Below are 13504 nucleotides of genomic sequence, written 5' to 3'. Positions count from 1 at the left end.
AATGCCCGGCGCACCCAGCGACCGTCCCCGTCCGCGCGCCGCTCTGGCCATGAGGCCGGACGCGGCGGCGGCCGTGCTCCCCCCGCCCGCCCTCGAGGCGCTCGGCGCGGTGTGCGACCTGGCCCCGCCGCCCGTCCTCGACGACTTCGGCACCGACCGCGCCCGCCGGGTGCTGGCGGACACCGAGCTCCTCGTCACCGGCTGGGGCTGCCCACCGCTGGACGCGGACGTGCTGGCCGCGGCGCCGCGGCTGCGTGCCGTGGTGCACACCGCGGGCACGGTGCGCGGCCATGTCACCGAGGCCTGCTGGGAGCGGGGCATCGAGGTGTCGTCCGCCGCCGCGGCCAATGCGCTGCCGGTGGCGGAGTACACCGTCGCCATGATCCTGCTGGCCGGCAAGCAGGTCCTGGAGCGTGCCGCCGCCTACCGCAGCACCCGGCGGCGCGACGAGCCGCTCGGCGTGGCCCCCTCGATCGGCAACTACCACCGGAGAGTGGGCATCCTCTCGGCGTCCCTGATCGGCCGGCGCGTCATCGACCTGCTGCGCCCCTATGACCTGCACGTCCTGCTGCACGACCCGTATGTCACCGGTGAGGAGGCGCGCGCGCTCGGGGCCCGGCCGGTGAGCCTGCCCGAGCTGTTCGCCGGCAGCGACATCGTCAGCGTGCACACCCCCCTGCTGCCCGCCACCCGCGGCCTGGTCAGCCGTGAGCTGCTCACGTCGATGCGCCGGGACGCGGTGCTCATCAACACCGCACGCGGCGCGGTCGTCGACCAGGACGCCCTCGTCGACGTCCTGCGGCAGCGCAGGATCCGGGCCGTGCTCGACGTGACGGAACCCGAGGTGCCGCCGCCCGGCCATCCGCTGTGGGACTGCGACAACGCCCTGATCACCCCGCACCTCGCCGGTTCGCAGGGCAACGAGTGGCGGCGTTTGGCCGACCTCGCGATCGGTGAGGTGAAGCGCTGGGCCGCGGGCGACGGCTTCGCCCATCCCGTGCGACGTGAAAGGCTGGCATTCCTGGCATGAGCTCACCCCTTGAACTCCCCGGCGACGAGCGGGAGCTGAGCCCGTACACCGGCTACACCCGGGTCCACTGGGAAGCGGCGGCCGACAGCCTGCTGCGGGCCGCATGGCGCTGGGCCACGCCGGGCAGCGCCCTGCTCGACCTGCCGGGCCGGCCGTCCCGCTCCGGGGTGCGCTCGGACGGCCTGGAGGGCTATGCCCGCACCTTCCTCGCGGCGGGCTTCCGGATCGCGGGGGCGGGCGGGAAGGACCCGTTCGGCTGGCTGGAGCGGTATGCGGCGGGCCTCGCCGCCGGCACCCGGACGCCGGGCCGCGACGACACCGAGTCCTGGCCGCTGATCCTGGACCACACCGTGCAGGGGCAGCCGATGGTGGAGTCCGCGTCGGTGGCGCTGGGGCTGCGGCTGACCAGGCCCTGGCTGTGGGACCGCCTCGACCCCGCGGTGCAGGACCGCGCCGAGGCCTGGCTGCGCGGCGCGCTGCGGCACACTCCCGCGCCCAACAACTGGTACCTGTTTCCCTTCACCGTGGCCGGTTTCCTCCAGTCGGTGGGCCGCAGCGACGCCGAGACGGCCCGGGCCCGCGAGCGGGCCCTCGAACTGCTGGACTCCTGGTACCTGGGCGAGGGCTGGTACTCGGACGGCGACGGGCGCGCCTTCGACCACTACAACGGCTGGGCGCTGCACCTGTACCCGGTGCTGGACGCCCACCTCGGGGGCGACGCGGAACTGTCGGAGCGGTACGGGGCGCGCCTGAGGGCCCATCTGGAGAGCTTCGGGCTGTTCTTCGGCGGCGACGGCGCCCCGCTGCACTTCGGCCGCTCGCTGACGTACCGGTTCGCCACCGGCGCCGCGGTGGCGCTGGGCGCCGTCACGGGGCACACCCCGCTGGCACCGGGGGCGTCGCGGCGCATCGTCAGCGGAGCGCTCAAGTACTTCCTGGACCGGGGCGCGAGCGGCCGTGAGGGGCTGCTCAGCCTGGGCTGGCACGGTCCGCACGAGGCGACCCTCCAGTCCTACTCGGGCCCGGCCTCCCCGTACTGGGCGTCGAAGGCGTTCGTCTCGCTGCTCGCCCCGGCCGGGCACCCGCTGTGGTCGGCACGCGAGGAGCCGGCGCCCAGCGAGGGCCCCGACCGGGTGATCGCGCTGTCCGGGCCCGGGCTGCTGGTGCACAGCACCCGCGCCGACGGGATCGTCCGGCTGCACAACCACGGCACGGACCACGTCCGCCCGCACGAGGGCGAGTCCACAGTCGCGGACGACCCGCTGTACGACCGTGCGGCCTACTCGACCCGCTCAGGACCCACCTCGGCCGTGAACGTCCCCGACAACCACCTCGCTGTCGAGGTCGCCGGGGTCGCGAGCGCACGCCGCAGGATCCGGCCGCTGGGCGCGGGGCAGGGCGACGGCTGGGGCTGGGCGGCATCCTGGCACCGGCCCGTCTTCCCGAAGGGCGCGCCGATGGTGCCGGGGCTGCGGGTCACGAGCGTCACGGTGGTGCGCGGCCGGTACGAGCTGCGGGTGCACCGGGTGTCCGGCGCGCCGGACGGGGCGCGGCTCAGGCAGACGGGGTGGGCCACCGGACCCGACGAGCAGGTGGTCTCCGCGCTGCATCCGCTGCACGGCTGGGACACCGCGGACGAGGTGCGCGCGCCACAGGGCACCGCCTTCACGCGGTGGGCGCTGGTGCCGCGGCTCACCGCGGACGACGCGGGCGGCACCGGTGTGTACGCCGCCCTCGCCACGCTGACCGCGGAGGACGAGCCGGCGCCGCCGGCGGAGGCGGTGACGGGGGTGACGGCCTCCGCCGACGGTTTCGAGGCCCGCTGGGCGGCGGACGGTGCGGTGACGCGGATCGCGTTCGATCCGCTGACGGTCGAACTCCTCCCCTGACCCGACGCCGTCCCCTCGCCCCGGCCGGCTTAGGGGGCGCGGGGAACTGCGCGCCGGCCACGACGAGACGGCCGGGTCGTCACCGTCCCGAAGGGGCAGTCCCTGCCGTCCCCGGGACCACCGGCGAGGGGGTGGTTGCGCGCGCCCGCGCGGTGTTGCCGCACATCGAGGCAGCCCCGCGCCCCCGGGAGGCGGGCCGGGACGCGGCCCCGCCGAGCGGGCCCGGCGAAGGGCACCTTGCGGCCCCATGTGCACCCGCGACACTGTGGTGCCGGTCGGCACCGCGGTGTCGGCCCCTGCCTCACCCCCCACAGACACGAGGTACCGCAGATGATCAGAACCAGCCGCCGCCGCTTCCTCGGCACCATCGCCGCGGGAGCGGCATCCGCCGCCGTCCCGGTCTCGGCCGTGCCCGCCGCCGCGGCCCGCGGGCGGCGCGCCGGCGGGGCCGCCCCGCGCGCCGGGCGGACGCTCTACCTCGGCACCTACGGCCAGGCGGTCGGGGTCGCCGACTACAACCCGGTGAGCGGGGCGATCACGGCACAGGGCACCGTCGACGGCGTGGCCAACCCGTCGTTCCTGGCCCTGCACCCGTCGGGGAAGACCCTCTTCACCGTCGACGAACAGTCCGGCGGCGAGGTGACGGCGGTCTCGCTCACCGGCGACGGCCCCCGGGTGCTGGGCACGCAGAGCACCGGCGGCGACGGCCCCTGCCACCTCTCGGTGCACCCGGACGGTGCCTGGCTGCTGAGCGCCAACTACGGCTCGGGCAGCGTCGCCGTGCACCCGATCGCCGCCGACGGCTCGCTCGGGGCGCGCACCGACCTCGTCACCCACAGCAGTCCGCCGCCCGGTCCCCAGGGCGGCCCGCACGCCCACCAGATCCTCACCAGCCCGGACGGCGCCTTCGTGCTCGCCGTCGACCTCGGCACCGACTCCGTGTACACCTACACCCTGGACCAGGACGCGGGCACGCTCACCCAGGTCTCGGTGGCGGCCTTCCCGGCCGGCAGCGGCCCCCGGCACCTGGTCTTCCACCCGGGCGGCGACTTCGCCTATGTGGCCTGCGAGCTGGGGAACGCGGTCGTGGTCTGCGGGTACGACCCGGCCACCGGGGAGCTCACACCGGGCGAGCCGCAGTCGACGGGCGCCGGCTCCGACTCGAACGCACCCGCGGAGATCGTGGCGACCTCGGACGGTTCCTTCGTCTTCCTCTCCAACCGCGGCGACGACACGATCGCCCGGTACGCCGTCGGATCCGGCGGGGCCGAGCTGCAGCTGCTCGACACCGTGCCGGTGGGCGGCGCCTTCCCGCGGCACCTCGCACTCTCCCCGGACGAGGGCCTGCTCTTCGCCGCCAACCAGAACTCCGGCACCGTCACGGTCTTCCACCTCGACGCGGCCACCGGCGAGCTGCAGAGCACCGGCCGGCCCTTCGCCCAGCCGCAGGCGGTGTGCGTCCTGCCGCTGTGAGCCACGTGCGGGTGTGCGGCTCCCGGCCGGGAGCCGCACACCGGTGGCGGTGGCCCGCCGGCACGGCAGACCCGCCCCCCTCCGGCTACCCGGCCAGGCGCTGGGTGCCGAGCACGGTGAGCAGGGCCAGGCGTTCGGCGTCCGCGGTGCCGGGCTCGGCCGTGTAGATCCTGATGCGCAGGTCGCTGCCGGCCACCGTGAGCACGTCGAAGTCCAGCGTCACCGGCCCGACCTCCGGATGGTCGACGATCACGCGCGCGGCCTCGTGGTGGCCCACCGCGCCGGAGTCCCACAGCTCCACGAACCGGTCGCTGTGCGCGCGCAGCTCCGCGACCAGCCGTCGGATGCCCAGGTCGGCCGGGTAGCGGGCGGCGGCCACGCGCAGGTCGGCGACGAGCGCGGCCTCGAACGCGCGCAGCGTCTTCGGGGTGTGCCGGACCCGGCCCGGCGGGCCGAGCAGCTTGCGCCAGACCGCGTTGCGCTGGTTGCCGCGCCATCCGGAGGAGTCGCCCATCAGCGCCGCATGCGGCTGGTTGGCCAGGAGCAGCGTCCAGGACGCGTCGTAGACCGCGACGGGCGTGGTGGTCAGCCGGTCCAGCACCCGCTGCACGCTCGGGGTGATCTGCCCGGGCACCGTGTCCGGTCCCGGCGGCGCGAGACCGGCGAGACCGTACAGGTGCGCCCGCTCGGGTGCCGACAGCCGCAGGGCCCGGGCCAGGGCCTCGACGACCTGAGCCGAGGGGTGGGAGGCACGGCCCTGTTCGAGGCGGGTGACGTAGTCGACGGAGATCCCGGCCAGCATGGCCAGCTCCTCACGGCGCAGCCCGGCCGCGCGCCGCTGCCCGCCGGTGGGCAGCCCGGCGGCCTCCGGCTGGACCCTGTCGCGCCAGCGGCGCACCGCCCTGCCGAACTCCGCCGTCGTCATGCCCCAAGTCTGCACCCCGGGTGCGCGGACGTGCCTGGTACCGGGAGTCCCAGGAAGCCGGGGCCACTGCCTGTGAGGAGCGTCCGGGCGGAGTCTGGCGGCATGACGACGACACTCATCACCGGAGCGAACAAGGGCCTCGGCTTCGAGACGGCCCGCCGGCTCACCGCGGCCGGGCACACCGTCTACCTCGGCAGCCGGGACGCCGAGCGCGGCCGCCGGGCCGCCGAGCGGCTGGGCGCGCGCCCGGTCCTCCTCGATGTCACGGACGAGGCGTCCGTCGCCGCCGCGGTGCGGACCGTGGCGGCCGACGGCGGCCTGGACGTGCTGGTCAACAACGCCGGCCTCGAGGCGCGGACGCCGGACGGCGCCGTGCCCGGCGCCGGCGAGGTGACCCTCGGCATGCTCCGGGCGGTCTTCGAGACGAACGTCTTCGGCATGGTGCGCGTCACCCACGCCTTCCTGCCGCTGCTCCGGCGGTCCACCGCCCCGGTCGTGGTCAACGTGAGCAGCGGCCTGGCCTCGCTGAGCCGGCTCAGCACCCCGGGCACACCGGCGTACGCCTACCCCGGGCTCGCCTACCCGGCGTCGAAGGCCACGGTCAACACGGTCACCGTGCAGTACGCGAAGGCGTTCCCGGGCATGCGGATCAACGCCGTGGAGCCCGGTTACACCGCGACGGACCTGAACCTGCGCCAGGGCACCCAGACCGTCGAGGAGGGCGCCGACATCATCGTCCGCATGGCGCAGGTGGGCCCCGACGGCCCCACCGGGGGCTACTTCGCCGCCGAAGGCCCGCTGCCCTGGTGATCCGCGGGAGGCCCGGGCGCTCCCGGCGCCACGGTGCAGGTCCGGTGCCGGGCACACCCAGGGCCGAAGCTTCGGAGAGCGCTCTCCGTTCGGGTACAGTGCGGTCATGAAGAGCAAGCCGCAGGAGGTGGCGGCCGGCCCGCCCACGCTGGAGGACGTCGCGCGGGTCGCCGGGGTGTCCCGCGCCACCGTCTCGCGGGTCGTCAACGGCGTCCGCAACGTCGACCCGGCGATCCAGGAGGCGGTGCGCGCGGCCGTCGCCGCCACCGGCTACACGCCCAACCGCGCCGCGCGCTCCCTGGTGACCCGCCGCGCGGAGACCATCGCCCTGGTGGTGTCCGGCGCGGGGGGCGACTCGGCCGAGGAGCAGGCCGCGTTCGCCTCCCGGGTGTTCTCCGACCCGTTCTTCGGGCGGGTGACCAGCGGCGTCATCGGCTATCTGCGGCCGCGCGCCATGCATCCGGTGCTGATGTTCGCGGAGACCCCGGCGGCCCGGGACCAGGTGGTCGCCTTCCTGCGGCAGGGCAGTGCGGACGGGGCCCTGGTCGTGTCGACGCACGCCGACGACCCGCTGCCCCCGATGCTGGCCGAGGCCGCCCTGCCCGCGGTGCTCTTCGCGCGCCCGGCGAGCCCGGTGCCGATCAGCTATGTCGACCTGGCCCACCGGGACGGCGCACGGCTGGCGGCCGAGCATCTGCTGGCCCGCGGCTGCCGGCGGATCGCGACCATCACGGGGCCGCTGGACGTGGTCGCGGGCCAGGACAGGCTGGCCGGCTTCCGGGACGCGATGGCGCGGCACGGCCACGGCCGTGTACCCGTCGCCGAGGGCGGGTTCACCCGGGACAGCGGCGAGGAGGCGATGGCCCGCCTGCTCGCCGAGCACCCCGGACTCGACGGGGTGTTCGCGGCGAACGACCTGATGGCGCAGGGCGCCTGCCGGGTGCTGCGCGAGCACGGCCGGCGGATCCCCGAGGACGTCGCGGTGGTCGGCTTCGACGACAGCAGCGCCGCCGCGGCCTGCGTCCCGCCGCTGACCACGGTGCGTCAGCCGGTGGAGGACATGGCGGCGGAGATGGCCCGGCTGCTCCAGCGGCGCATCGAGGGCCGGGACGAGCAGGACGGCGGTGCCGCCTCCGTCATCTTCGAACCGGAGCTGGTGGTCCGCGAGTCGGCGTGAGCGACGCGATCGGCCGTGACCCGGTAGGCGCGATCGGCCGTGACGCGGTAGCGGGGTGCGGCGGGACGGCGGTGTGCGGCGAGGCGACGGCGTCCGGGGACGCGCGGTCGCCCACCGTACACACCCCCGCGGCTCAGCGCGGCAGCCGGTTCTCCAGGACGTTCTGCCAGTCCGGTGCCGCCTCCCCCTCGCCGTGCTCACGGGCCGGCTCCGGGCGGCGGCCGCCGCGGGCGAAGAAGTCGGCGAGCGGGAGCGTCGCGGCGCCGACGGTGACGGCGTCGGGGCCGAGCCTGCCGAGCTCGATGGTGACGCGGGCGGCCGGGTGGCGCATGGCGTAGTCCTTGGCGTAGGCGCGCACCGCGGGGAGCATGTAGGGGCCGAGCTGGAGGCCCGCCCAGCCGCCGATGAGGATCCGCTCGGGGCTGAAGAGGTTGATCAGGTCGGAGATGCCGGCGCCGAGGTACTCGGCGGTCTCGTCCAGCACGGCGACGGCGACGGGGTCGGGCTCGCCGCCGTCCGCCGGTTTCGCCGCGGCCAGCAGCGCGGTCACCCCGGTCTCCTCGTCGGCGCCCTCGGGCAGCCGCCCGCCGGCCTCCTGCCAGCGTTCGAGCAGCGCCTCCGAGCCCGCGTAGGCCTCCAGGCAGCCGAGTGCGCCGCAGCGGCACCGCCGGCCGCGCACGCTGACCGTGAGGTGGCCCCACTCGCCGGGGGTGCCGTGCGGCCCGCCGTTGATGGTGCCGTCGGTGACGATGCAGGCGCCGACGCCGGAGCCGAACAGCACGATGGCGGCGTCCCGCGCACCCCGTCCGCCGCCGAACCACATCTCGGCCTGGCCGAGCGCCTTGGCGCCGTTGTCGATGTACCAGGCGGTCTCGTCGGGGAGGTCCACCGCGCTGCGCAGCAGCCGCTCCAGCGGGACCGCGTCCCAGCCGATGGTCTGGCCGTGCACGACGGTACCGCGCGGGTCGGAGCCGTCCACGATGCCGGGCACCCCGACGCCGACGCCCAGCAGCCCCGCCGGGTCGATGCCCGCCTCGGCCATCATCTCGGCGACGGCGTCCCTGATGTGGCGGACGATCAGGTCCACGTCGTAGCCGTCGGTGGTGAGGGGGCGCTCGGTGCGGGCCAGCTCCTCCAGTGCGACGTCGAACGCCTCGACCCGCACCCTGGTCTCGCCGACGTCGACCCCGATGAGGTAGCCGCTGGAGGGTGCGACCCGCAGCAGGGTGCGCGGTCGGCCGCCGTCCGACTCGACGACGCCGGCCTCCTCCAGCAGGCCGTCCGCGGTGAGTTCGGCGACGACGTTGCTGACAGAGCCTGAACTCAACCCCGTGGCGGGGCCGAGGGCCTGGCGACTCATCGGGCCGTCGAAATACAACCGTTGCAATACGGCTGTGCGGTTGCCCCTTCGCAGGTCACGCACGGTCCGTCTGTTGCGCTCAGCCATGTGGCTCCTTCCCTTCCGGCAAGATACCCCCGTGGAACCTCTTGACGCGAACTTCCTTCAGGATTTAACTCACGTCCTAAATTAAGCCCTGACATTCTTTGTTCAGTAAAGGCACCCACCTTCAGGACTCCCCGGAAAGGGGCGTATCCGACATGCGCAGACTTCGAGCCGCCGCAGTCATCGCCACGGTCACCGCTCTGTCCGCCACCGCGACCGCCTGCGGAGGCGGCACCAGCACCGGCGGAGGGAGCAACGACTCCCCCAAGACGCTCACCTACTGGGCGTCCAACCAGGGGCCTGACGTCCAGGCGGACAAGAAGATCCTGACGCCTGAGCTGAAGAAGTTCGAGCAGCAGACGGGTATCAAGGTCAAACTCGAGGTCGTGCCGTGGTCGGACCTGCTCAACCGGATCCTGGCCGCCACCACGTCGGGGCAGGGCCCTGACGTGCTGAACATAGGCAACACCTGGTCGGCCTCCCTCCAGGCGACGGGTGCGCTGCTGCCGTGGGATGCGAAGCAGTACGCCAAGATCGGCGGCAAGGACCGCTTCACGGCGTCGGCGGTGGGCTCGACGGGCGCCCCGGGCAAGGACCCGGCCGCGGTGCCGCTCTACTCCATGGCGTTCGCCCTCTACTACAACAAGCAGATGTTCAAGGACGCCGGGATCAGCAAGCCCCCGGCCACCTGGGACGAGCTGGTCGCCGACGGCAAGAAGATCTCCAAGAACGGCAAGTGGGCGCTCGGCGCCGAGGGGTCGAACCCGGTCGAGAACATCCACCAGACCTTCGTGCTCGGCAAGCAGCACGGCGCGGACTTCTTCGACGCCAAGGGCAACCCCACCTTCACCTCGCCCGGCGCCGTCGCCGCCGTGAAGCAGTACGTCGACTTCATGGCCAAGGACAAGATCATCGCGCCGGGCAACGCCGAGTACGCGCAGAACCAGTCCCTGGAGGACTTCGCCAAGAACAAGACGGCGATGGTGCTCTGGCAGAACGCCTCCACCACCTTCAAGGCGCACGGCATGAAGGAGAGCGACTGGGGTGTCGCGCCGGTGCCCGTGGCCTCCGGCACCCCCGGCGCGGGCAAGCAGGTCAACTCGATGGTGGCCGGTATCAACATCGCCATCTTCAAGAACACCAAGAACCTCAAGGGCGCCACGGACTTCGTGAAGTTCATGACGAGCACCGACGAGCAGAAGGTGCTCTGCAAGGCCTATGCGAACATCCCCCCGGTCAAGGCCGCGCAGAGCGACCCGTTCTTCTCCAACCCGGAGGCGACCGTGCTGAAGAACACCCTGCTGACCAGCGCCGCGCCGCTGCCGCAGGTGCCGAACGAGTCGCAGTACGAGACGTCGGTGGGCACGGCGATCAAGGGACTGTTCACCGATGTGGCCGCGGGGCGCCCGGTGACCACGGCGTCGGTGAAGGCGGCGCTCACCAAGGCCCAGCAGCAGATGCCGAAGAGCTGAGCCGATGACCGCCACCACCACCGCCGACCGGCAGGCGCCGCCCACCGGCGGCACGGGGCGGGCGGGCACCGGGCAGGCGGGGCCGAGGAGGCCCCGCCTGCCCGGGCGGCTGCGCCGCGTCGGCCTGCCCTATCTGCTGCTGCTTCCCGCGCTCCTGCTCGAACTCCTGGTCCACCTGGTGCCGATGGTCATCGGCATCGTCATGAGCTTCAAGGAGCTCACCCAGTTCTTCATCCGCGACTGGGGCACCGCTCCGTGGTCCGGGCTCGACAACTACCGCGTCTCGGTCGACTTCGACGCGCCGATCGGGCAGGCGCTGCTCCACTCGTTCGTCGTCACCTGCGGCTTCACGGTGCTCTCCGTGGGCCTGTGCTGGCTGATCGGCACCGTGGCGGCCGTCTACATGCAGGAGAACTTCCGGGGCCGGGGCTTCCTGCGCGCCGTCTTCCTGACGCCGTACGCGCTGCCCGTCTACGCTGCCGTGATCACCTGGGCTTTCATGTTCCAGCGGGACAACGGCCTGGTGAACCACGTGCTCGGCGACCAGCTGGGGCTGACCAACGGCCAGACGTTCTGGCTGATCGGTGACAACAGCTTCGTCGCCCTGCTGACGGTCTCCGTCTGGAAGGGCTGGCCGTTCGCCTTCCTCATCATCATGGCCGGGCTGCAGAACATCCCACGGGAGCTCTACGAGGCGGCGGCCATCGACGGTGCCGGGATGTGGCAGCAGATCCGCCGCATCACCCTGCCGTCGCTGCGCCCGGTCAACCAGGTGCTCGTCCTCGTGCTGTTCCTGTGGACGTTCAACGACTTCAACACCCCGTACGTGCTGTTCGGGAAGTCGGCACCGGAGGCGGCGGACCTCGTCTCGATCCACATCTACCAGGCGTCGTTCGTCACCTGGAACTTCGGCACCGGCTCCGCCATGTCGGTCCTGCTGCTGCTGTTCCTGCTGCTGGTGACGGCCGTCTACCTGGTGCTGACCTCCCGTGGAAGGAAGACGGCCGATGTCTAGCACCGCGGGGGCCACCCGGACCGCGCCCCGCCGCTCCCCCACCGCACCGCCGCCGTCCTTCGTCTGGTCCCGGCGGATCTTCCTCACGCTGCTCACCGTCTTCGTGCTGGTGCCCGTCTATGTGATGATCAGCAGCTCGCTGAAGCCGCTTCAGGACGTCTCCGGGGCGTTCCGCTGGCTGCCCAGCGGGCTGACGATCCGCCCCTACATCGACATCTGGTCGACCGTGCCGCTGGCGAAGTACTTCATGAACTCGCTCATCGTGGCGGGCGCGGCGACGGTGTGCTCGGTGATCGTCGCGGTGTTCGCCGCCTACGCGGTCAGCCGCTACCGGTTCCGCGGCAAGCGGGTCTTCACGGTCACCGTGCTGTCCACGCAGATGTTCCCGGGCATCCTCTTCCTGCTGCCGCTGTTCCTGATCTACGTCAACATCGGCAACGCCACCGGGATCGCGCTGTTCGGCTCGCGCGGCGGGCTCATCCTCACCTATCTGACGTTCTCGCTGCCGTTCTCCATCTGGATGCTGATCGGGTACTTCGACTCGGTGCCGCAGTCCCTGGACGAGGCGGCCCTGGTGGACGGCTGCGGGCCGCTCGGCGCCCTCTTCCGGATCATCGTGCCGGCCGCGATCCCCGGCATCGTGGCGGTCGCCGTGTACGCCTTCATGACCGCCTGGGGCGAGGTGCTCTTCGCGTCCGTCATGACCAACGACACGACCCGCACCCTCGCCGTGGGCCTCCAGGGCTACGCCACCGAGAACAACGTCTACTGGAACCAGGTGATGGCCGCCTCGCTGGTCGTCAGCGTCCCGGTGGTGGCCGGGTTCCTCCTCCTGCAGCGCTATCTGGTCGCCGGTCTCACCGCCGGAGCCGTCAAGTGACACACCCCGAAAGGACCTCCGTGCCCGAGCCCATCGACCTCGCCGCCCTGCCCAAGGACTTCGTCTGGGGTGTGGCCACGTCGGCGTACCAGATCGAGGGAGCCGTAGCCGAGGACGGCCGCTCGCCCTCGATCTGGGACACCTTCTCGCACACCCCCGGCAAGATCGAGGGCGGTGACCACGGCGACGTCGCCTGCGACCACTACCACCGCTGGCCCGAGGACGTCGCGCTGATGAAGGAGCTGGGCGCGGGCGCCTACCGGCTCTCGGTCGCCTGGCCGCGGATCGTGCCGGGCGGCGACGGGCCGGTCAACGAGGCGGGGCTCGGCTTCTACGACCGGCTGGTGGACGCCCTGCTGGAGGCGGGCATCACCCCGAACATCACGCTGTACCACTGGGACCTGCCGCAGGTGCTCCAGGACCGCGGCGGCTGGCCCGCACGGGAGGTCGCCGAGTACTTCGCCGCCTACGCCTCGGTGGTCGCCGAGCGGCTCGGCGACCGGGTGCACCAGTGGGCGACGCTCAACGAGCCGCTCTGCTCCGCCTGGATCGGCCACCTGGAGGGCCGGATGGCGCCCGGCCTCACCGACATCAAGGCCGCCGTGCACGCCTCGTACCACCTGCTGCTCGGCCACGGCCTGGCCGCCCAGGCCATCCGCGCGGCGGCCCCGGGCGCCTCGGTGGGGATCGTCAACAACCTCTCCACCGTCGCACCGGCCACGGACTCCGAGGCCGACGCGGCCGCCGCGCGGCGCGCCGACGGGCACACCAACCGCTGGTGGCTCGACCCGGTGCACGGCCGCGGCTTCCCCGCCGACATGCGCGAGGTGTACGGCGTGGACCTGCCGGAGCGCCCCGGGGACCTTCAGACCATCGCACAGCCGCTGGACTGGCTGGGGCTGAACTACTACTTCCCCGCGGTGGTCGCCGACGACCCCGAGGGCCCCTACCCGTTCGCCCGCCAGGTGCCCCGGCCGGGCGTGCCGCACACCGGCATGGACTGGGAGATCGACGCGAACGGCATCGAGGCGCTGCTGATGCGGCTCACCGAGGAGTACGGCGCCCGCAGCCTCTACGTCACCGAGAACGGCTCCTCGTTCCCGGACGTGGTGCGTGCGGACGGCACCGTGCACGACCCGGAGCGCATCGGCTACCTCGAGGAGCACCTGGCGGCCTGCGCCCGCGCGGCCCGCCGCGGCGCTCCGCTGGCCGGCTACTACGCCTGGTCGCTGCTGGACAACTTCGAGTGGGCCTACGGCTACGACAAGCGGTTCGGCCTCGTGCACGTCGACTACGAGACCCAGAAGCGCACCGTCAAGAGCAGTGGCCGGCGCTATGCGGAGATCATCCGCAGCCACCGCGAGGGCGGCGCGCGGGCCACCTGACGCG

General features: G+C 73.1%; 11 protein-coding genes. 9 read left to right on the top strand and 2 right to left on the bottom strand.

Features of this window, described 5'->3' with window-relative positions:
• Position 1: 1 nt before the first annotated feature.
• The 3 genes from ACSMXW_RS35930 to ACSMXW_RS35920 all read left to right on the top strand — a co-directional run bounded on the left by ACSMXW_RS35930 (position 2) and on the right by ACSMXW_RS35920 (position 4392).
• On the top strand, positions 2 to 1030 hold the full coding sequence (locus ACSMXW_RS35930; RefSeq protein ID WP_485802633.1) for a hydroxyacid dehydrogenase: 1029 nt from the start codon (positions 2 to 4) through the stop codon (positions 1028 to 1030).
• Complete coding sequence (locus tag ACSMXW_RS35925; protein WP_485802632.1) at positions 1027 to 2919, top strand: DUF2264 domain-containing protein; 1893 nt, start codon at positions 1027 to 1029, stop codon at positions 2917 to 2919. Before ACSMXW_RS35930 ends, ACSMXW_RS35925 begins: the two co-directional genes overlap by 4 nt.
• 330 nt (positions 2920 to 3249) lie before the next feature.
• Positions 3250 to 4392, top strand: a complete 1143-nt coding sequence (locus tag ACSMXW_RS35920; protein ID WP_485802630.1) for a lactonase family protein — start codon at positions 3250 to 3252, stop codon at positions 4390 to 4392.
• Between the two features lie 85 nt (positions 4393 to 4477).
• On the opposite strand, the gene ACSMXW_RS35915 is transcribed toward ACSMXW_RS35920, so the two are convergent.
• Positions 4478 to 5317, bottom strand: coding sequence for a helix-turn-helix transcriptional regulator (locus ACSMXW_RS35915; protein WP_485802629.1), 840 nt, complete (start codon positions 5315 to 5317; stop codon positions 4478 to 4480).
• A gap of 102 nt (positions 5318 to 5419) precedes the next feature.
• On the opposite strand from ACSMXW_RS35915, the gene ACSMXW_RS35910 reads away from it, so the two are divergent.
• Positions 5420 to 6127, top strand: coding sequence for an SDR family NAD(P)-dependent oxidoreductase (locus tag ACSMXW_RS35910; protein WP_485802627.1), 708 nt, complete (start codon positions 5420 to 5422; stop codon positions 6125 to 6127).
• Between the two features lie 106 nt (positions 6128 to 6233).
• On the top strand, positions 6234 to 7304 hold the full coding sequence (locus tag ACSMXW_RS35905; RefSeq protein ID WP_485802625.1) for a LacI family DNA-binding transcriptional regulator: 1071 nt from the start codon (positions 6234 to 6236) through the stop codon (positions 7302 to 7304).
• Between the two features lie 133 nt (positions 7305 to 7437).
• Here ACSMXW_RS35905 and ACSMXW_RS35900 read toward each other — a convergent pair whose 3' ends face one another.
• Positions 7438 to 8751: an ROK family transcriptional regulator gene (locus ACSMXW_RS35900; protein WP_485802624.1), complete on the bottom strand. Its 1314-nt coding sequence runs from the start codon at positions 8749 to 8751 to the stop codon at positions 7438 to 7440.
• A gap of 152 nt (positions 8752 to 8903) precedes the next feature.
• On the opposite strand from ACSMXW_RS35900, the gene ACSMXW_RS35895 reads away from it, so the two are divergent.
• From ACSMXW_RS35895 to ACSMXW_RS35880, 4 genes are read left to right on the top strand one after another with little or no spacing between them, the layout of a single operon-like run.
• On the top strand, positions 8904 to 10220 hold the full coding sequence (locus tag ACSMXW_RS35895) for an ABC transporter substrate-binding protein (protein ID WP_485802622.1): 1317 nt from the start codon (positions 8904 to 8906) through the stop codon (positions 10218 to 10220).
• A 4-nt stretch (positions 10221 to 10224) separates the two neighbouring features.
• Positions 10225 to 11235: a carbohydrate ABC transporter permease gene (locus ACSMXW_RS35890; protein WP_485802621.1), complete on the top strand. Its 1011-nt coding sequence runs from the start codon at positions 10225 to 10227 to the stop codon at positions 11233 to 11235.
• Positions 11228 to 12115 carry a carbohydrate ABC transporter permease gene (locus ACSMXW_RS35885; RefSeq protein WP_485802619.1) on the top strand — a complete coding sequence of 296 codons (888 nt, stop codon included), beginning with the start codon at positions 11228 to 11230 and terminating at the stop codon, positions 12113 to 12115. The genes ACSMXW_RS35890 and ACSMXW_RS35885 overlap by 8 nt, the downstream gene beginning before the upstream one ends.
• A 20-nt stretch (positions 12116 to 12135) precedes the next feature.
• Positions 12136 to 13500, top strand: coding sequence for a GH1 family beta-glucosidase (locus ACSMXW_RS35880; RefSeq protein ID WP_485802618.1), 1365 nt, complete (start codon positions 12136 to 12138; stop codon positions 13498 to 13500).
• Positions 13501 to 13504 lie beyond the last annotated feature (4 nt).

This window comes from Streptomyces sp. DSM 116793 (genome assembly GCF_057320905.1).
This window is presented reverse-complemented; position numbering and strand designations above follow the sequence as displayed.